The following is an 18,855-nucleotide window of genomic DNA, read 5'->3' on the forward strand; positions in this document are numbered from 1 at the left end:
AATCAAAAAAAGAAAGGCAGAAAAATGAAAGAACAACTTAAATTAGCACCAAAGGAAAATCAGCCAGTTAGAAAGCATCGTGCTGTATTCACAAGTACAAAAGGTTTGATTAGAAAACAGAAATGGGTTGTGCTGGATATTGATGAATATGGAATAACCTATCATAGTAATCCAGGGTATAAAGGAGAAATGTTTTCTTCAATGTACCTCGTTCTAAAGGAAATTAAAATTGATGAACGTTCTTTCACACTAACCATCAAGAAAAATGATCATGAAGTTTATGTGATTGACTTGAAGAAATTAGATGGCGATTTGTGGAGCAACTTCCAAATTATAAAAGAAAAAATTACCAGCTTTGCAGGAAATAAATTAAGGAATTAAGAAATACGAAATTAGAAAAAAGGAGAAGTAATCATGGCTAAAAATGATTTAAAAAAAATTGATAATCAACTAGAAGAGGCAAAGAAAAGAGTTGCCCTTTTGGAACAGGAACGTAAAGAAGCAGAAGAGAATCTTCAAAAACAAATTGGTAAAATTTATGTTCAAATTCAACTGAAGAAAAATAAAAATCAGTCGTATGAATCAATTTTTGAAGAGTTAAAAATGGAATTAAACCTCATCAAAGAAGATGAAAAAGAACAACGTTTAGCAGCGAAGAAAAATCGTGAAGAAGGAAGCTTTCCAGCTGAAAATCAGTCTTAATTTTTGAGTTTTGAACTTCTAAATGAAGTCAAAAACAGTGTAAGTAAAAGTATGTAAATAAGAAAAACAGTGTAAGTATAACACCTATAAAGTGTGTAAAGGTAAGTATAGCATGTGTGTGTAAGTAGGTGAAACCGAGAAAATTACCGGTACCGGAAACGTTGATACTATCAACTCCACACGCTTCGTGGGGACAGTTTCCCTTATGCTCTTTTCTAACACAACACACCTAAAAAGGACCTTAGTCCCTCTGTGTGTGTTAGTGTGTTGAAAAACCGCAAAAATAGAACCGTGTCGGTTCGTGATGTTGCGAGGTTGAAGTTTTCTTTTTTGCTTCTTTTTGCTTTTGCTTCGACAAAAGAAAAAAGAAGGGCGCTGTTTTTTAGAAAGGAAAATTTGAAATAATGGCAAATATAAAACAAAATCGAATTGAGATTAGAGGGCTTACTGATGATGAAATTAATTATCTAAAAGCACTCGCAGAAAAAAATAAAGCTAAGTCATTTAATGATTTTCTGCTCTCAATCTGTCGTGAAAAAATTGAGTACGGAAAATTTAATCGTGCTCAAGATTTGTATGTTGCTCATTTGGAAAATATGAAATTAGCTTCTGACCATGTTCTGAAACAAATGAAAAAACAGACCAGGATACTATCTGAATTTGAAGAAAAAATGAATCGTTATGGCGATCATATTTCACGTTGGTTAGAGTATGAAGGAGAGGTGGAAAGTGATGACTAAAGAAATCAAAATCAGAAATATACCTGATGATATGTTTGAACAACTTCGAGATATTTCCAAAAAATATAACTATCCAAGCTTTAATGAGTTTATGTTATCGCAAGTTCAAAATATCGTAATGAATGACGGATTGAATTTGTACAATAACCAATTTGCGGAAACATTATCTGTCATCAAAGAACAACAAAGTCAGATTTTAGAATTGATGTTGAAGAATGAAATTTCTCTTTCAGCTTTAAATGTTAAACAAGATATTGTAAATGATCTAACTACAAATTGGTTACATTTTATGGATGTTGTATCTGCACTTGAAGCTGAACGACGGTCAGGTGGTGTTTAAAAATGAAGAAGAATAAATCTCTGTTCATCATTCTCATTTTTCTTGCAATCTTTATCGTACAACCTAACAATTTTAATGCTATCAAATCTGGCTTAACACAAAATGATATCCCGAATCAATTGAACATAGCCGATTCAGCTGAAGAAAAAAATTCCGACTCAAATTTGAATTCTACTCTGAAAAATGATGATTTGAAATCGAAGGAGTATGATGGAAAAAATCAGGTGATTGTCGTCAATGAAAAATCACAATTTACAAAGAGCGAATTGAGTTTAGAAAATGGCAGCTGGGAAAAATATTCTGATCTAGATTTTTTAAATCGTGTAGGAATTGCTGAAGCGATGTTGGGAAAAGATTTGATGCCAACTGAAGATAGAGAATCTATTTCGTCTATCACACCAACAGGATGGAAAAATAAAAAAATAATTTTCAACGGGAAAGAAGATTATTTATATAATCGTTCTCACTTAATCGGTTTTCAATTAAGTGGAGAGAATGCGAATGCTAAAAATTTATTTACAGGTACACGTGCTTTAAATGCAAATTTTGAAGATGAACAATCATCAATGGTTTACTATGAAAATAAAATTGCTAACTACATAAAAAATACGAACCACCATGTTCGCTATCGAGTAACTCCTATATTTAGAAATGTGGAATTAGTTACTAGAGGAGTTCGTATGGAAGCACAGAGTATTGAAGATGATGAGATTTCATTTGATGTATATATCTTTAATATTCAACCAGGATATAAAATCAATTATTTGACAGGATCATCTCAGAAAAATTGAGGAGGGAAAAATGAATCCAAGACTTAGCTTATATTTTAGCGAAGAAACACATGAAAAATTTAAGGAAATAAAATCCTACTTGAAAGAATCGTCTGCTTTGCAGAAACAGTATCGAAATAATTCAGCAACGCTTGTCACTTTGATTGAAGTTTTTTATAAACTTTTTATTGAATTAGGAGAAGGAAAAAATTTCTATGAGCGATTGACTCAGCTGGAAAAAAATTTGGGGGATGCCTTTGATTCTGGAAATGATAACAAGGCAATTCATCGTCAACTTGATCAAATTCTCTATCTAACGCTAACCAACTTTCATGCTATTACGAAAGATGATTTTGATGTTCAAGATTTGGAATCTATTCATTCACGATTGGATCCTACACAGCATGAATTGATGGCAAGAATCAACGATGTCATTCAAGAAGATATTGCACGTGGTCAAACTATCAAACATTCTCATTGAGGTACAGTAAATGGTAGATATTGTTGAAATCTATTTAGAAACAGGAGATTTTCATGAAGCGGTGAAACAGTCAGGGCTGCCTACTCATATAGCTCATTTGAAATTAATAAAGAGTGGCTGCCTTAAAATTCAAGATAAAATTCAGTATGGTTCTAGGACAGCTAAGCTCGGGGGAATGGCCGAAGAGCTTTTTCAAAAGTATGTTCCAGATGCAACGGATGCGAATAAGTATTTCAAGAAAAATAATCCAGTATATGATTTTTGGCTAGATGGTCTAACGATTGATGTAAAATACAGCTCATTGCATAAAAGGAAAAACGGGAACTCTCATCACTGGCAATTTAGGACAAAAGGGAATCAAGATTTTATTGTCGCCTTTTTAGAACGAGAAAGTGGTTCAGAGTTAGAAAAACCAAATATTTTATTGATACCCATGCAATTTGTTGAAGAGCAAAAAGAATTACATATTTCTCAATCAGGACGGTGGATTAATGATTTTCAAGTTGAACCTGAAGAATTACAACCGTTATTAAAAGACTACGCTCTTTTAAGGAAAAATGGATTATTTTAATTCAAAGAGAGGAAAATAATGAACGTATCTTCTAGTCCAAGTATTACTTTCATGCTGCAATACACTGAAGCAAATAGTGGCTTTGTAGACTACACCAATAGAGACGAAGCTGTTGAGGTTGATAATGAATTAAATTTAGAAACACACAGACAAAATATTGAATCTCTAACTGAAGATGAACTACAAAAAATCCAAGCTGAGGTTCCAGAAACAAAACTTAATTTCCAGGAATACATCAATTATATGAATCGCTCTTATGCTACTGAAAATCAAAATGAAGAGATGACAGCTATTTTTACAAAAGAAGCCAATTACTTGCAGCGTAGCAAAGTAACTGAATTGAAAAGTAAGTTAGAACAGGCTTATCAAAATGGCTCTCTTCTATGGCAGGGTGTTATCTCTTTTGATAATGATTTTTTGGCCAAAGAGGGATTATATGATCTGGAAACTGGGAAAGTCGATCAGCAAGCTATTAAGTCGGTCATACGTGAAGCACTGCCAAGGTTGATTGAAAAAGAAGGATTATCCGACTCATCATTTTGGTGGGCTAACATTCACCTGAACACGGATAATATTCATGTGCATTTTGGTTTATCAGAAGTCGAGTCTGCAAGAGAAAAAATTTTCTATCGACCTCGGGGACGAATGGAGTACAGAGGTAACTTCTCCCAAAAAACCATTGAGCGTTTTAAAAGTGATGTTTTTCATGGCCTGTTAAATGAACAGACTAGAGGAATGATTGTTAGAAGAGAACAAATTTTGGCCAATATCAGAAGTGAGTTGATCAATTCTGTATTTAGAGATCAGATGGTGCGTTCTTCAGCTGAAAAAAATTTTTTGGAGCAGGCTTATAATCATTTGCCTATGGATAAAAAATGGCGCTATGGATCAAATGCAAGAGATTTTGCAGTCAGTAAATTCTTCCTTGACCGCTATCTGGACTCCTATTTAGAAAATGATGGGAAAGAGCTCTATCAAGAATTTCTGAAAGAAACGAAGGACTTCCTAGAAACCTATAGAGGAGCTTATTCAGCTGAAAAAAAATCAACCTACGAAAAGATTCGGAAAGTTGATGGTCGTTTTGAGAAAACACAACAGGAAGCTGCAGGCTATCATCTGCAGCAATTAATAGTGAATCGAGAGAAGGAGTTGAGAGAACGACTAGCAAATAAAATTTTGCACCTATTTCGTGAGAATGCTCCTGAAATAGCTGACGTTCGTCTGGAAAAAAATTTGACCAATTTCTCAGAAAACAATCAAAAATTAATTTTAGCTCAGGATCCTAACGCAAGTGTTGTCAAATCGTTGCAAGCGTGGAAAAGATTGGGTTATGAGTTGAGAGATGGAGCAAAACCCCTTAAAATTGTGAAACCAACCTACTCTGCTTATGATAAGCAGGGGAGAGGGATAGGGGTTCCTGACTTTGTTAGTGACCTAGTTTATGATGTCAGCCAGATGAAAGAGAATTTACTAGCAAAACAGCTAACACTAAAGGATTTATCCTTATTTTCTTCAGATGAATTGAGAGCTCTTGTGGATGCAGCCAAGAATAAATCTGATCGTACTTTAAAAGAACGCCAGGAGTTAGGAACATTCCGCTATGCTTTAAAATTGAGTTTATTGGAAGAAAAACAAAGTAGTTTATTAGTTCGTAAAACTCTTTTTGATCAAATCCAACCACTTGAATCGGATAAGCCATTTGTTGAATTGAAAAAGAAAGAAATTCAACAAAGACTGAAGCTGACTGAATTGCAACTGACTCCAAATTATAAACTGGGTGAAGCAGACCAATCTCTGAGACAATCTCTTGCTAACCAGTTTGAAGATAGTGTTTCATTTTCAGTAGAGAAAGCCGATTCATTAACAATTCAAGCTCCTATTAAACGTTTAAAGGAGGAATTGGCTACAATTCAACCTCTTCAAGATGAAGGAGTTTTGACCATTCTAAAGGGCTATCCTGTTACGAAAGATAGCTACGTAGAAGAGTTACAGACACATATCTCTATTTTTCAGTTGAAACATCAGATTTATAGTCGAAACAAGGAAATTTCACAAACGACTGATCAAACTACTATTCAAAAATTAAAACAGGAGAATGCGAAAGGATTTTCTGAGCTCAAATCACTCTATCAGAAATTGTTGCCAGAGGAGGAAAGTAATCAGAAAAGTCAGTTAGCTCAAGCTGTTTCACAGAAAATGCAAGAAAGAAAGGTCCTACAAAGAAAAAATATCCAACAATCCCAAGGTAAAGCAATCATCAATACAGATTTTATGAGAAATCTGACCAATTCTCTTCAAAGGGCTCAACGTGCAAATAAAAAAGCCCTCATGGAACGTGAGAGAAGCGATGAGAGGCAAGAACTTGAGGAGAAGGGACACAGTATATAAATGGAGGTGTTTGGAGCTAAATAAAAACCGTGAAAAATCACGGTTTTTTACAATTCATTATCTGCTTTCATTTCTGCCAAAGCCGAAGTAGTCAAGACTTTTTCTGCGAGATCTCCCTGCTCAATCTCCTCAGCAGTATAGTAGTAGTCAATGATAGGGCATTTTTCTAGCAATTCAATATAGTCTCCTCTCACAATATAGAGATATTTGTCTGCCGATCCTTCCTCTATGTCTGCCTCTAGTTCTTCTATCAGTTCGCTATAATCGTAACTGAAACGGTAATTGCCTGCGTCTATCCAAGACTGGACTCTCATGGCTACTTCAAGACTTAGCTTGTTAAAGTCTTTTTTACCATTTCTCAAGAGAGAGATAGAACTCTCTTGTATGCCTATTTCTTTTGCTAAACGATAGGCTGAGACAGCCTTATTCATTAAGACCGCCTCAACTTGTGATGTGTTAATTCTCATTAAATCACCTCTTTAAGCAGGATATTCACGTAGATTCTGCGAAAATTTCTAGTACCTTTATTTTTGATTTCTCGAACTGGTTGAGTTTGGGTTAAGTAGTTGTCGCCTTGCTTATCAATGACCGATTGAATACGTGCCTTAAATTCTTTCCAGCTTTCGTTCTTTTGTTGAACTAACCTAATACTTTTGTGTGTTTTTTCGATTTCATTTGCTGTTATTTTCATTTTCTTTCTCCTTGTGAATTAAATTACTGCTGCACGTTCAACGTATTCAAATTTTGTTTCATCTTCCTTATCAGACTTGATATCTGAGATAAGTTGATCTTCATAACCAAAACCGAAATAGAAATAGTAATAAGTAACTACTGCGAGTGCATCTTCGTGAGAAATGCTCTCAAGGTATTCAGCAATATCTCTCAATCCATCACCATAAAAATCAGATTTACGATTTTTATTTGCAATACAGTTTGCAAGTTCTTCCTCTGGGTCAAATTCATCTGGAATGTTATCTAGCATTTCAAGGAGTTTTTTGTAATCCTCTTCTTTGAGAATACCGTTAAACATTTTATCGAAAAATTTCTCCAGAGTGTCCTTTTCTTCAGCTTCTTTGTACTGTTCATTGAAATTTTGTTCAAGATACATATCTTCATAATATAGAACATTTTTTCCATCAGCTATCAGTTGATTAGAAATAATGCTGTAAGCCATTTCGTAAGTATCCACCGATTCATAGTACTTATTTTCGACTAGAATAGCTCCTGTTTTTGCTTCGTTGATTTCTACATAAAGTTTTTTCATTTTGTTTTACCATGAGAGTTTTTTGCTCTCTCTTTCTTTTTTATTTGCTTTCTTGTGCTTTCTTTAAATCTTCGATAGCTTTAGTGACTTCATCCCATGTGGCATCCCAATTCGCATCTTCATCAGTGAAGTCAAATTCGATGTCTAGTTCTTCGAGGATGCCCTCGTAAAAACTGCTTTCAAAGTCATCCCAAAAATATGAGTTCTCTACTAACTCATATTTTTCCAGAAGTGTCGGTTCTCTGAAACCTTCAGGCCATTCCTTCCCTTCTGTCCCTATAACTTTTAATTCTAAAAGCGGTTTATCTGCTTCTTCGATATAATAACGCATCATTTTGTTTTACCGTGAGAACTTTGTTCTCCCTTTCTTTATCTTGGTTATAGTATATCATAATACTTTACGTTCGTCAAGTATTTTTATAGAAATAATTGCTTTTTTTATTTCTGAAACTAGTTTCAAACTGAAAATTTGTTCAAGTCGAACCCTCTTTTGTTTAAATTGTTTGCTTATAGATATGCCTCATTTTTGAAATTATATTGTCCCTTTAACTGTGATTTTTCGATTATTACATAGAATAGAAGGATAAAAAGAGAAAGGAGAAGAAAAATGAAGTTATTATTTCCAGATGTCGCAGTTGAAGACTTTGATTTCTCAGCCGAATGGTTAATTACGGCAATGAATGCTGATAACAAGCAAGTGCATTTTGAGGGCCAAGGAAGAAATTCTGATTTAGAAATGGTTCTAGATTTTAAGGAAAATTCTGAGCTATTTGAATCTTTTTCAGTAGGGGAATTGGTTCACTTAGATCCAGAAACGTTTCTACAAGCAGAGAAAGAGCCGTATAAACCACAGTATGAAGGATTTTAAGGAGATTTTATATGACAGAACAAGAATCAAGACGTGGGAAAACTCGTAGAGAACGTGTTGAATTTGCACGTTCTAGAGATATTTTGGATGTTGCAAATGAGCTTCAGATGGAGCTGGTTCGCTCCGGACGAGACTATCGATGGAAAGAACATGATAGCCTAGTTATTTCACCTGATAAAAATTTATGGAAATGGTTCTCTAGAAATACAGGTGGAGATGCGATTTCTTTGGTTGAGACGATAAAGGAAGTAAGTTTTAACCAATCTGTAGATTTTTTAAATGATGGAAACTTTAGAGAGTTTCAAATGGTTGAAAGGCCTCAAGAAGATTTTAAATACTATCTTGAGAAATACGAGCAGCCGTTTTCAGCTGGAAGAGATTATCTACGGAATCAACGTGGACTATCAGACGAAACGATTGATTATTTTTTGGAACAGGGTGTTTTAGCCCAAGCTAACGCCAAACTTGACTACTTTGCGGAAGGCAATGATGGAGTTACAACAAATGCGATTGAGCCAGTTATTGTCTTCAAGTCCCTTTCTTCTTCAGGTGAAGTTGTTGGAGCCTCTTTACAAGGAATACAGGAGAATTGGGAGAAGTGGCCAAAACATGGATATGCTAAAGTGATTATGAAAAACTCCGATCCTATGACAGGTATTCATGTTGATATTGGTAGTTCAAAACGATTGATTTTCACTGAGAGCCCAATAGATTTAATGTCCTACTATGAATTGCATAAGGATAGCTTGCAGGACGTCAGATTAGTTTCTATGGATGGTTTGAAGGAATCGACTATTGGCCGTCATCTATCTCAAATTCAAGCTGAAATTTCAGGAAAACCACTAAGATGGACACCTGAACAATTAGCGGACGGACTTCAAGTAGCTATTGATCATCACTTTTTTGAAGATGGGAAAAATGCGGATTTGATTACTCTAGCTTTAGATAATGATAAAGCAGGTAGAGCATTCATTCAAGAATTGGAGGCAAAAGGAGCTGTCATCAATTCAGATCTACCAGAACTAAAACCAGGACAAGATAAAACGGACTGGAATGATGTTCTAAAGAATCAACAGGAAGAAAAGCCTGATAACAGTCGTCTTGCCCAGGCACGTCGAAAATTGGAAAGACTAAGGGGTGAACAAGACGAGGCTATTTCAAGAGCTTATTCCCACCAAGCACTAACAAATGGGCAACCCGTGAATGATAAGCGAGGCGGTGCTAGCTTTATGCGTAAGCAAGAACAAATAGAAGGTCAAGTCTTCTCAAAGATGGATGAGATTAGGCAACAGGAAGAGCGAGTAGAGCGCCTGGAGCACCAACAACATTTGAAAGAAATGGGGTTGAATCGTCAGGGAAGTGGTCTGGAGATGAGTGTTCAAAATATACCTAGAATCCGTGAAGAGTTAGAAAAAGCTAAGCGTGGAGAGTCGTTCTTTACCAAAGCTACTCTCAAACGCTATCAAAAAGAGTTGACTAGACTTGAGGCTATATCTGAACAAATGGGTAAAACGAGCATTCAACCAGCAGCACAGGCCTTAATTGATGAGGGGCTAGTGAACCAGTGGCAAAAACAACCAAATACGTATTTTGTAAAAGGGTTACGAAGAGTTGCCCTGGAGTTGACTGAAGAAGGAGAGTTTCAATTATCTTCACAAATCAAGTATCATCCGAAAACAGATGAGGAAAGACTGAAGGTGGATGAATTACTTGCCAAACAAAGGCAAGAAAATGTAGGATTAACGCCCTCGAATCAGGAAAAATCAATCTCACCACAACCAGAGCCTATTGAAAAAAATCAAGACGAAGCAGGGTGGTTAGAAAAAAATTGGGACAATCTCACATTTTCGATAGAAAATAAAAAAACAGTCGTCATTGATCCGACTAGTATAGATAAGACGGTTGAAGAAAAACAAACTCCAGATAATCAAGAATCTATAGAGCTAGTTTGGGAATTACATAGAAAATGGGAAGAGGAATTAGCAGAAAAAATTCGGGAAGATTTAGGCATTAACCATGAACTGCAGGCATGGCAATTTGAAAAAGAAATGTCACGATTTATAACGACTGATTTAGACAAGTTATTCGCAAAACGTACTAGATTGGAAAGGGATGCTTATTTTGCGGATAGTGCGACGTCTATCAGAAAAGAAATTGATCGTTTAGATGCACAAATACTGGAGTACATAGAAAAAGCCCCTGAACAAAGTCAGGAAAAGACAGACTGGAATGATGCCTTGAGAACCCAGAATCAACAGTCATTAGTTGATTTATCAGCTGTATCGGTAGAAAATGAAAAATCTTTTAATAATCCATTAGAGCTAGTTTGGGAATTACATGGAAAATGGGAAGATGAATTAGCAGAAAAAATTCGGGAAGATTTAGGCATTAACCATGAACTACAGGCATGGCAATTTGAAAAAGAAATGTCACGATTTATAACGACTGATTTAGACAAGTTATTCGCAAAACGTACTAGATTGGAAAGGGATGCTTATTTTGCGGATAGTGCGACGTCTATTAGAAAAGAAATTGATCGTTTAGATGCACAAATACTGGAGTACATAGAAAAAGCCCCTGAACAAAGTCAGGAGCGCTTGATTGATAGGACCAGTGGTGGCACGGGGTCTTTACAGCTCGAAGCTGAAGGCAGTCCCACACCTGTACTTGAAACAAGCACCTTTGAGCAAACTGTTACCAGTCACCCGACATCATCCTATCCGTACCTTCATTTTAGCACAAATTATGATAAAGTGCAACGGCGAGTGGGGAATTATCACCCAATTACACCTGCCGATTTAAGACGTTTGAACCAATATGCGCCCTCCATTCAAAGTACAGCGTCCTGGTATTTAAGTGAAATGGCTGACAGTAAGATCAGCTTTGTTTATGCGGATCATGGAGAGGAGAATGTGCTTCAGGTGACTTTTCAAAAGGATAACTTTATCCATCTTTCAGGGATTAGACCTTTTGAAGAGGGAAAGGGAGCGGCAAATTTCCTAGATGATATTGCAAATGGTCAGGGGCATTATGACGGTATGTTGATTAGTAATGCAATTAAGGATAAATTGCAGGTTCTTCCTATGTTGCGTGATATTTTAGATCCACATTCTTTTGTTTTAGATGATTTGAGCAGTGTTGAAAAGCTTCACAATCTTAATATGAGTGAAGCTATTAAAGCAAAAGATGAAGATTTCTTACTACTTTTTAAAGATATCGGAGATGAAAAAATTCCAGCCTCTCTTATGAAACTCAAGGGAGAGCTTGCAACTAATGTTAAATCGTTGGATGAAAAGATCATTCTCGGTGTTTATAGAGAAAGAGATGGACACATTGAGCAACTTTCAATCAATGAGGAATATGTTAAAGACAAAGGTGCAGAAATGCTATCCGTCTTGAGAAATAAGCAGTATGAAGAGGTTCCTAAAGAATCTGAACAAACAACTTCAGTAAATACTATAGATAAAAATTCACTTGATTCAGTAACTTTTACTCAAGTTTTGGATACTGTCTATAATTTAGGTGTTCCAAATGACATCTCAAAAACTCCAGAAAAATTTCATCAAGCCTGGGATCAATATCTTGATTATGCTAAGAAATACAATGATAAATTTGATCAGATTATTGCAGCCGCTGGGAAAGATCATCTCCTAGATACAAATTCAGATTTTTATAAAGAATGGATACAAGATCATATCTATAAGGAAAACTACCATGTACGCCTTCAATGGTCTGAGGAACGCCCAGAAGGCCCTATATTGCCATTTAAAGAGACAGAGCTGATATCTTATCAAGATTTCGCTAGGGAGCTATATAAGGCCAATCAGGACTTTTATCCAATTCATCAAGAAGGAATGAAACAAGTAACAGCAGGCAATACTGAAGGCTATATCCCTCCTACCAAAATTAAGTTTGATGTCTATGCTCCAGGTGGTGAAGTGATCAAAGAGGGAATTCGATATGATATTGGAGATGAGACTACACCAATTTCACAAATGCTAGGATTAGGATATCGTCGACTCAACGGTCAATCTGAACTAGCATCGATGGATGAAGAAATTCTTTCTCAGCTGGAAAATAGAGAGGTGAATAAGGAAATTTCCCAGGAAGCAAATGAATCGGCTCGATTGACAGGAGAAGAAGAAGGTCAAACTCCTGATACAAGAGAAACAGTAGCTTTTCAATCTTCTAAGCAAGAAACTAAAACTAATTTGCTTCAGCGTGTAGAGGAGATTCTGAAAGAGGAACCTATTTCGGATTTGGAGACTCCTGAAGTAAACTCAAGTAGTATTGATTATGCTAGTTTAACGCCTCATGAATTGAGTGAGGTTGCTTTTCAAAAAGTGAGAGAGTACACAGAAACACCAGAACGGTTAGAAGAGTATCTGAATTTTATGAGTAAGTTTCCAGAACTCTCACCTAGAAATGTAGCGTTGATTCACGAACAGTGGCCAGGAGCGAATGCAGTCGCAACCTATAATCAATGGCAATCGATGGGGGAAGTTCTTGGGATTACTTCAGATCAGGTATTTGAAACCAGAAATACCTATACTAATAAAAAAACAGGTCGAACAAGAGAAGTTGTTCATAACAATCTTTCGGTTAAGACAGGAGAAAAATCACATATTACCTTGTTTAGACCTATGATGGTTGAAATGATTCCTGTATTGGATGAAAATGGGAACCAGGTAAAAAATGGAAAAGGAAATCCAAAATATAAAAGACTTTCTGAAGCGACACCTGAAGAAAAAGCTTTAAAGAAGGAAGGAAAATTGAAATCTCGCTTCTTCCAGGAAAGAGATTCAAATACAGGCTTAGCTAAATTCGCTACGTATAAAGTGTTTGAGTTGTCTCAAACAACCTTGAAGCCTGAATTTTATCCAAAAGCGATGCCAAATCGTCACTATGACTTTAATATGGATCATATTCGTACGAAAGAGGTGCTAGAGGGGCTTTCAGATTATGCTAAGAATATTGGAGTAACAATCTATCAAGACGATGCAAAAGAGTTGAGGAGTGCGAAGGGATCTTTTTATCCAGATGAACAAAAAATACTTTTGAATCCAGATAATACTCCTGGAGAAGTCATTGCAACCACAATTCATGAGTTGGCGCATGCTAGTCTACATAACCCTAAATTTGCTAACTCTTATAAAGAAGATGTCTCAAAAGATCGTAGAGAACTTGAAGCTGAGATGACAAGTTATCTCGTTTCTAAACATTTTGGGTTAGATACCTCTGAGAAAGCCATTCGCTATATGGCAATTTGGACTGATAATTTGACCTCTCTTGACGATCAACAACTAGCGCAATCGATGAAACGTATTCATGGAACAGTATCTAAGATTGTAAAAAGTGTTGAACAACATACAAAGCCTTACCAGTTAAACAGACAGGTGGTACAAAACCAAAATTTTATCCAAAGCCCAAAGAAGGGGCTTAAAGTTTAGAAAGAGCGCTCTTTAAGAGCCTCTTTTTTGTGCATAAAGTTATATAACTTTATGTGCTGTTTTTTGATACCAACTCACTCTATTCTTTGTTGATGTCCCTTTACAAAAGATTTTTTAATTATAGCTTACAATGACAGAAAATGAAGTAGAAGGAGAATGATATGGTTATAGTTATTCTGGCTGAAAAAGAGAAACAGGCAGAAGCTTACGCTACAGCTTTGGGACAATTTAGTAAAAAGAAAGGTGTCTATGTCATTAGGCATTCACCCTATTTTCCAGCTGAAGTACATGTGGTGGCTGCTGAAGGGCACCTATTTGAATATAGTGAACCAGACAATTGGTCGCTTGATAAATTACCTCTTACAAATGTTTCATTTAAGCAACATCTGAAAGAGGACAAGGATTCGAGAGAAAAATTTAAGAGAATCTATGATGAAGTGGTAGCAGCGGATCAAGTGATTATTGGGACGGATGCTGATAGAGAAGGGGAGCGGATTGCGTACTCTATTTTATCGCACATACCAGGAGGCAAGGATAAAATTTGGAAACGGCTTTGGGCAAGCTCCATGACAAAGAAAGCTCTTCAAAAAGCTTTTCAGGAATTGAAGGAACCTTCAGAAACCTATAATTACTATTTGGAAGCTGAAGCACGTGCACAAAGTGATTGGTTGGTAGGTATGAACTTATCACCTCTTGCTACGATTGATCTTCAAGCAAGAGGACAACTCCCTCGAACAAAAGGTAGCCATCTATCGGTTGGCCGAGTTCAAACACCAGCGGTCAGACTAGTTTGTGAGAATGATTTAGAGATCCGCAACTTTACTCCAGAAAAATATTGGAAGCTTCAGCTGGAGGATAAGAAAAATGGGGTGTTCTTTACGACCAAAGATAAAACTAAAGATAGCGAGGTTATTTTAGCCTCTTCAAGGGGATTATCAACCACCTCTGTTATTTCTTCAGTTGAGGTAGAAAATCATCAGAAATCAGCTCCACAATTATTTACCTTGTCTGCATTACAAAGTTTTGCAGCAAGCGCCTGGAAATTTGACTCAAGTAAAACAGAGAGCATTGTTGAGGGACTGTATTTGAAAGGTTTTCTCTCCTATCCACGACCAGACTCAGAATACATCAGTCGTTTTGAATTTGATAATTTAAAAGAAAATCTATCTGCCTATCAAAGGGCTATTAATTGTCATTTTCAGCCAGCGTTTTTGGAGCCTAGAGAAAATTATGTTAATGATGAAAAAGTTTCTGGCACGAGCCACTCAGCCTTGATTCCGACTGAAAGAATTCCAAACCTTTCAAATTTAAAAACTGACCAACGACTAATTTATGAAGCAGTTGTGAAGCAGGCAATATTAATGTTTGCGGATGATTGTTATTATTCAACCAAAACAATTGAAGTAGAAAATAATGGTTTTGTTTTTAAAACAAAGGGTAGAACGCTTCATAAGTTGGGATGGGCTGAATGGAGTTCACGAAAGGTACGAGGTCCTGTTGAAGTTCCTGATTATCAAGTGGGAGATAAAATTGATACGCAGGTTCATATTTTAGGGGGTGAAACAAAACCACCTAAAAGACTAACTGAAAGCCAATTGATTGGCCAAATATTTCCTAAATATGGCTTGGGAACACAAGCCACTAGAGGAGAAATCATTAAAAAAATTCAAAGTAAGGGTTATGTTGTTAAAGATAAAAAAACAGGTCAACTAACGCCTACCAACAAAGCCTATCTACTTATCAATTATCTCTATGACAATGAGTTTTCTGATCCAGAGACAACAGGAGGCTGGGAAATGTTTCTATCTCAGATAGGAGAAGGGACAATTAATCCACGAGAATTTGTGGATGCGATAAAAGATAAGCTCACTCTTCAAATCAAAGAAGTAAAAGAAAGAGGTGATTAAGTGTGACTACTGAAGAAAAGAAAAAAACACCCTATTTAGATCGTTATACAGATAACTTGACAGAAAAAGTTTCAAAAAAAGCAGAAGATTATCAGGTGTACGGCCGTGATAAAGAAGTAGAAGCTGTTCAGACCACTCTTCTCAGGCGAACTAAGAATAATCCTATTTTGGTGGGAGAAGCTGGAGTTGGAAAAACAGCCATTGTTGAAGGATTTGCTTTGGCCATTTTAAGAAACCAAGTGTCTCCAAAATTAAAAAACTTGACCGTGCGCTCTCTAGAACTATCTAGTTTAATGTCAGATGAGGATGGAGGATTTATTGTTAAGTTTAAAAAAATTATTGAGGAGATGGTAAAAACCAAAGGAGAAAATCTTCTCTTTATTGATGAAATTCATACGATTGTTGGTGCTGGTGGTTCAGATAAGGGCGCTTTGGATGCTGGAAATATTATTAAACCAGTTTTGTCACGTGGTGAGATACAATTGATTGGCGCAACTACTTTAGATGAATTTCATGAATATGTAGAAACGGATCGAGCGCTAGAGCGAAGAATGCAACCGATTATGGTTGATGAACCAACAACTATTCAAGCGATTGAAATTCTTGAACAAGCAAAAACCATTTATGAAAACTTTCACCAGGTATCTATTAGTTCTGATGCTGTAAAACAAGCTGTACTTCTATCCGTCCGCTACATACCTGATCAATTTTTACCTGATAAAGCCTTTGACTTAATAGATGAAGCAGCGACAATTTGTTCTACAAATGGATTAGCCCATGTCGGGAAACAAGAAATTGCAGAGGTGCTGAAAAATAAAACAGGTATTCCTGTCACGACGATTTTGAAAGGTGATAAGGAAAGGCTAGATGGTTTAAAAGAAAAGCTATCACGACGTGTTAAAGGCCAAGATGAGGCTGTAGATGCTGTTGTGAACGCTATAACTGTTGCACAAGCTGGTTTACAGGATCAAAGAAAGCCCCTATCTTCCTTCATGTTTCTAGGCACTTCAGGAGTTGGGAAAACAGAGCTTGCCCTGGCATTGGCAGAGGGGATGTTTGATGATGAGGAGGCAATCATTCGTTTTGATATGTCTGAGTATAAGCAAAAAGGAGATATTACAAAGCTGATTGGCGATCGACAAACTAGAACGAAAGGTCAATTGACTGAGAAGGTTAAACAAAAACCTTATAGCGTTATTCTGATCGACGAGGTGGAGAAAGCACACTCAGAAGTTGTAGATTTATTTTTGCAGGTGCTTGATGCAGGACGTTTGACTGATTCAACTGGAAGGCAAGTGAGTTTTAAGAATACAATCGTTATTATTACTACGAATATTGGTTCTCAAAAAATTATTAAACAGTACGAATTGAAAGGGAATTTTAAAAAGCTAACCGACAGGGATAAAGTTCAATTTGAAAAGAGCATGACGTTGGAGTTAGAAACTAGGTTCAGACCAGAATTTCTCAATCGAATTGAATATAAATTGATTTTCAACATGTTAGACGAGGAAGTGAATAAGGAAATTATTGTCAAACATCTATCAGAAATCGAAGAAAGAATGAAGAATCAAAGGTTGACTCTTTCTTATGAAGAAAGTTTGGTTACTTATTTATTGGATGTAGGAACAAATATAAAAGATGGTGCACGGCCACTTGAAAGAGTGATTAAGCATAAAGTACTTCCTTTAATTTCTAAAGAGTTTCTGAACTTATCTGATTCCAACCAAGAGTATCATTTTCATCTTTGGGTAGAAGGTGATGCACCAGATGAGTATCACCGTGAAGACAAAAGAAAAATATTATTCGATGTCGAAGCTGAAAAAACGTCATTTGGTGAAGCTTTATTTTCTTAAAACTCACCTTAAAAAAATGATTGTCCCTTTAAAAAATTTTTTTCAATTATCTATTATACTAACGTTGTCAAAAAAACAAAGGAGGATTTCTATGAAAAATTATTTGACAAGACAACTTCAGCAAGTAAAAACAAAATCACAGATGTTTTTATTGAGCCTTTCCCTATTCCTAACAGGATCTACAGTCTATGCGGACGATCCATTTGCTAAGTCGGATAACTTGGCAAGACAAGGAATTACAAAAGTTCAGCTAGTCAGTGTTGCGCTATTTGGTCTAGCTGCCGTTGTCACTTCGCTCATTTATGCGTTTGGTGGACGGGAGTTAAAAGCCTCAATGAAAAAAAATTGGGTGTCTATTGCAATTGCAATTATTGGTGTTTCAGCAGGACCAAGTATTATTGAATGGATTTTTGATTTCGTGAAAAGTTAAGGGGTGGTGATTTATGGCTTTTTCACTCTTTAATAAAGGTCGCTGTACGATTACAGATGATCTATTTCTAGAAATTACCTGGGAAGATGGAAGAGGTCCAGAGGATGATAGTGAGTTACTTGCTATCATCGATGTATTGGATCATAGTTCAGGTTATTCTCAGCGGATTTCAAAAAATTTCCCCTACCTAACATTTCAACAGGCAGAGTTGTTATTTAGAGAGTTGAAACAGATGTATGGTCAGTTTCAGCTGAAAAAAGTTGCCATCGCCCATCTGGAAGGGAAAAGCGTGGTAACAGAAGGAGAGGTTTATGCTAGTCCGTTCCTTATTACTGAAGACTATGAAAACCTCTTGCTTCCCCTCATTCAATCGATACTTACTCGCTCTGAATTTGCAAATTACAGCTATCAAGAAAAAAGGGAGTATTTTGAGAACCAGATTTATCCTGTATATAAACAAAGTTTGGGATTGTCCGATTCTTCTCTTCCTCTTTTCCCAGCTGAAGGTGAGACGATGGCTGTTTCACAACCCAATCGCCTACCAGCTGTTCCAAATTCAAGGGATCAAACAGATGTTGTGTCTCCCGTATCTCAAAACCAGTCAGTTTCTCTGAAGAAATTTTATCTATTCTTAGGTGTTTTGGGAGTGTTGTCAGTAATAAATATCATTTGCGTATTTTTTGCTTTCGCTCAACTGTCAAACCAGTCAGAAAAAGTAAATTTCTTATATCAGGAACAAAAAAATACTCAACTTATCATTTCAACGAAAAATGAAGTTGATGTATTTAGCCGTTATTTCTTACCTTCTTATTACTCGGGCAAAAAAGAAAACCTAGTAGATTTTCTTTCTGAAGGTGATGCAAAATTTACTAAACCGAAAGAAGGAATTTTACAGTCCGTTATTTTAGAGAAATTGAATTATGATTCAGAAACTCAAAGATATACGGTTTCCTATATCCTGTCTGTCAAAAGAGGGGATAAATCATCTAGCGTTAGATTAACTTTTGATGTAAAAGCTTCTGATTCTTCAAAATATGGATTTGTTGTAGAAACAGAACCAAAAGAATCAAATTACCTTAAAAATTAGAAAA

The 18,855-nt window shown here is 36.1% G+C and carries 18 protein-coding genes; 14 read left to right on the forward strand and 4 right to left on the reverse strand.

Annotated elements, in window-relative coordinates:
• Nucleotides 1–24 precede the first annotated feature (24 nt).
• From OC529_RS03235 to mobP2, 8 genes are all read left to right on the forward strand, one after another.
• The gene (locus OC529_RS03235; RefSeq protein ID WP_049510606.1) at nucleotides 25–381 is read left to right on the forward strand and encodes a hypothetical protein; all 357 of its coding nucleotides are present in this window, start codon (nucleotides 25–27) and stop codon (nucleotides 379–381) included.
• Between the two features lie 33 nt (nucleotides 382–414).
• Entirely contained in the window at nucleotides 415–702 is a 288-nt protein-coding gene (locus OC529_RS03240) for a hypothetical protein (protein ID WP_049510605.1), read from the forward strand.
• A 404-nt stretch (nucleotides 703–1,106) separates the two neighbouring features.
• A complete protein-coding gene (locus tag OC529_RS03245; protein WP_084943751.1) occupies nucleotides 1,107–1,442 on the forward strand; it encodes a hypothetical protein in 336 nt (111 codons plus the stop codon).
• The gene (locus OC529_RS03250; protein ID WP_049493994.1) at nucleotides 1,435–1,782 is read left to right on the forward strand and encodes a hypothetical protein; all 348 of its coding nucleotides are present in this window, start codon (nucleotides 1,435–1,437) and stop codon (nucleotides 1,780–1,782) included. The genes OC529_RS03245 and OC529_RS03250 overlap by 8 nt, the downstream gene beginning before the upstream one ends.
• A 2-nt stretch (nucleotides 1,783–1,784) precedes the next feature.
• The gene (locus OC529_RS03255) at nucleotides 1,785–2,573 is read left to right on the forward strand and encodes a DNA/RNA non-specific endonuclease (RefSeq protein ID WP_262081461.1); all 789 of its coding nucleotides are present in this window, start codon (nucleotides 1,785–1,787) and stop codon (nucleotides 2,571–2,573) included.
• Nucleotides 2,574–2,583: 10 nt separating this feature from the next.
• Nucleotides 2,584–3,033 carry a hypothetical protein gene (locus tag OC529_RS03260; protein ID WP_262081462.1) on the forward strand — a complete coding sequence of 150 codons (450 nt, stop codon included), beginning with the start codon at nucleotides 2,584–2,586 and terminating at the stop codon, nucleotides 3,031–3,033.
• A gap of 10 nt (nucleotides 3,034–3,043) precedes the next feature.
• Nucleotides 3,044–3,604, forward strand: a complete 561-nt coding sequence (locus OC529_RS03265) for a hypothetical protein (RefSeq protein ID WP_262081463.1) — start codon at nucleotides 3,044–3,046, stop codon at nucleotides 3,602–3,604.
• A gap of 18 nt (nucleotides 3,605–3,622) precedes the next feature.
• Nucleotides 3,623–5,992 carry a MobP2 family relaxase gene (gene mobP2, locus OC529_RS03270; RefSeq protein ID WP_262081464.1) on the forward strand — a complete coding sequence of 790 codons (2,370 nt, stop codon included), beginning with the start codon at nucleotides 3,623–3,625 and terminating at the stop codon, nucleotides 5,990–5,992.
• Nucleotides 5,993–6,039: 47 nt separating this feature from the next.
• On the opposite strand, the gene OC529_RS03275 is transcribed toward mobP2, so the two are convergent.
• Genes OC529_RS03275 through OC529_RS03290 form a run of 4 tightly spaced genes read right to left on the reverse strand, consistent with a single transcriptional unit; the run spans nucleotide 6,040 to nucleotide 7,590 of the window.
• The gene (locus OC529_RS03275) at nucleotides 6,040–6,459 is read right to left on the reverse strand and encodes a hypothetical protein (protein ID WP_262081465.1); all 420 of its coding nucleotides are present in this window, start codon (nucleotides 6,457–6,459) and stop codon (nucleotides 6,040–6,042) included.
• Nucleotides 6,459–6,683 carry a hypothetical protein gene (locus OC529_RS03280; protein ID WP_262081466.1) on the reverse strand — a complete coding sequence of 75 codons (225 nt, stop codon included), beginning with the start codon at nucleotides 6,681–6,683 and terminating at the stop codon, nucleotides 6,459–6,461. The genes OC529_RS03275 and OC529_RS03280 overlap by 1 nt, the downstream gene beginning before the upstream one ends.
• An 18-nt stretch (nucleotides 6,684–6,701) precedes the next feature.
• Nucleotides 6,702–7,256 (reverse strand): hypothetical protein, encoded by a 555-nt coding sequence (locus OC529_RS03285; RefSeq protein WP_262081467.1) that lies wholly within the window; start codon nucleotides 7,254–7,256, stop codon nucleotides 6,702–6,704.
• A 40-nt stretch (nucleotides 7,257–7,296) separates the two neighbouring features.
• A complete protein-coding gene (locus OC529_RS03290) occupies nucleotides 7,297–7,590 on the reverse strand; it encodes a hypothetical protein (protein ID WP_262081468.1) in 294 nt (97 codons plus the stop codon).
• Nucleotides 7,591–7,863: 273 nt separating this feature from the next.
• On the opposite strand from OC529_RS03290, the gene OC529_RS03295 reads away from it, so the two are divergent.
• From OC529_RS03295 to OC529_RS03320, 6 genes are all read left to right on the forward strand, one after another.
• Nucleotides 7,864–8,124 (forward strand): hypothetical protein, encoded by a 261-nt coding sequence (locus OC529_RS03295; RefSeq protein ID WP_006155102.1) that lies wholly within the window; start codon nucleotides 7,864–7,866, stop codon nucleotides 8,122–8,124.
• 11 nt (nucleotides 8,125–8,135) lie between these two features.
• Entirely contained in the window at nucleotides 8,136–13,574 is a 5,439-nt protein-coding gene (locus OC529_RS03300) for a PBECR4 domain-containing protein (protein ID WP_262081469.1), read from the forward strand.
• A gap of 161 nt (nucleotides 13,575–13,735) precedes the next feature.
• Nucleotides 13,736–15,481, forward strand: coding sequence for a type IA DNA topoisomerase (locus OC529_RS03305; protein ID WP_262081470.1), 1,746 nt, complete (start codon nucleotides 13,736–13,738; stop codon nucleotides 15,479–15,481).
• Between the two features lie 2 nt (nucleotides 15,482–15,483).
• On the forward strand, nucleotides 15,484–17,334 hold the full coding sequence (locus tag OC529_RS03310; protein WP_254733761.1) for an AAA family ATPase: 1,851 nt from the start codon (nucleotides 15,484–15,486) through the stop codon (nucleotides 17,332–17,334).
• A 91-nt stretch (nucleotides 17,335–17,425) separates the two neighbouring features.
• Nucleotides 17,426–17,764, forward strand: a complete 339-nt coding sequence (locus tag OC529_RS03315) for a hypothetical protein (protein WP_000800858.1) — start codon at nucleotides 17,426–17,428, stop codon at nucleotides 17,762–17,764.
• Nucleotides 17,765–17,777: 13 nt separating this feature from the next.
• Nucleotides 17,778–18,851: a hypothetical protein gene (locus tag OC529_RS03320; RefSeq protein ID WP_262081471.1), complete on the forward strand. Its 1,074-nt coding sequence runs from the start codon at nucleotides 17,778–17,780 to the stop codon at nucleotides 18,849–18,851.
• Nucleotides 18,852–18,855 lie beyond the last annotated feature (4 nt).

This window comes from Streptococcus sp. Marseille-Q5855, assembly GCF_946901985.1.
In the GTDB taxonomy this organism is placed as follows: Bacteria; Bacillota; Bacilli; order Lactobacillales; family Streptococcaceae; genus Streptococcus.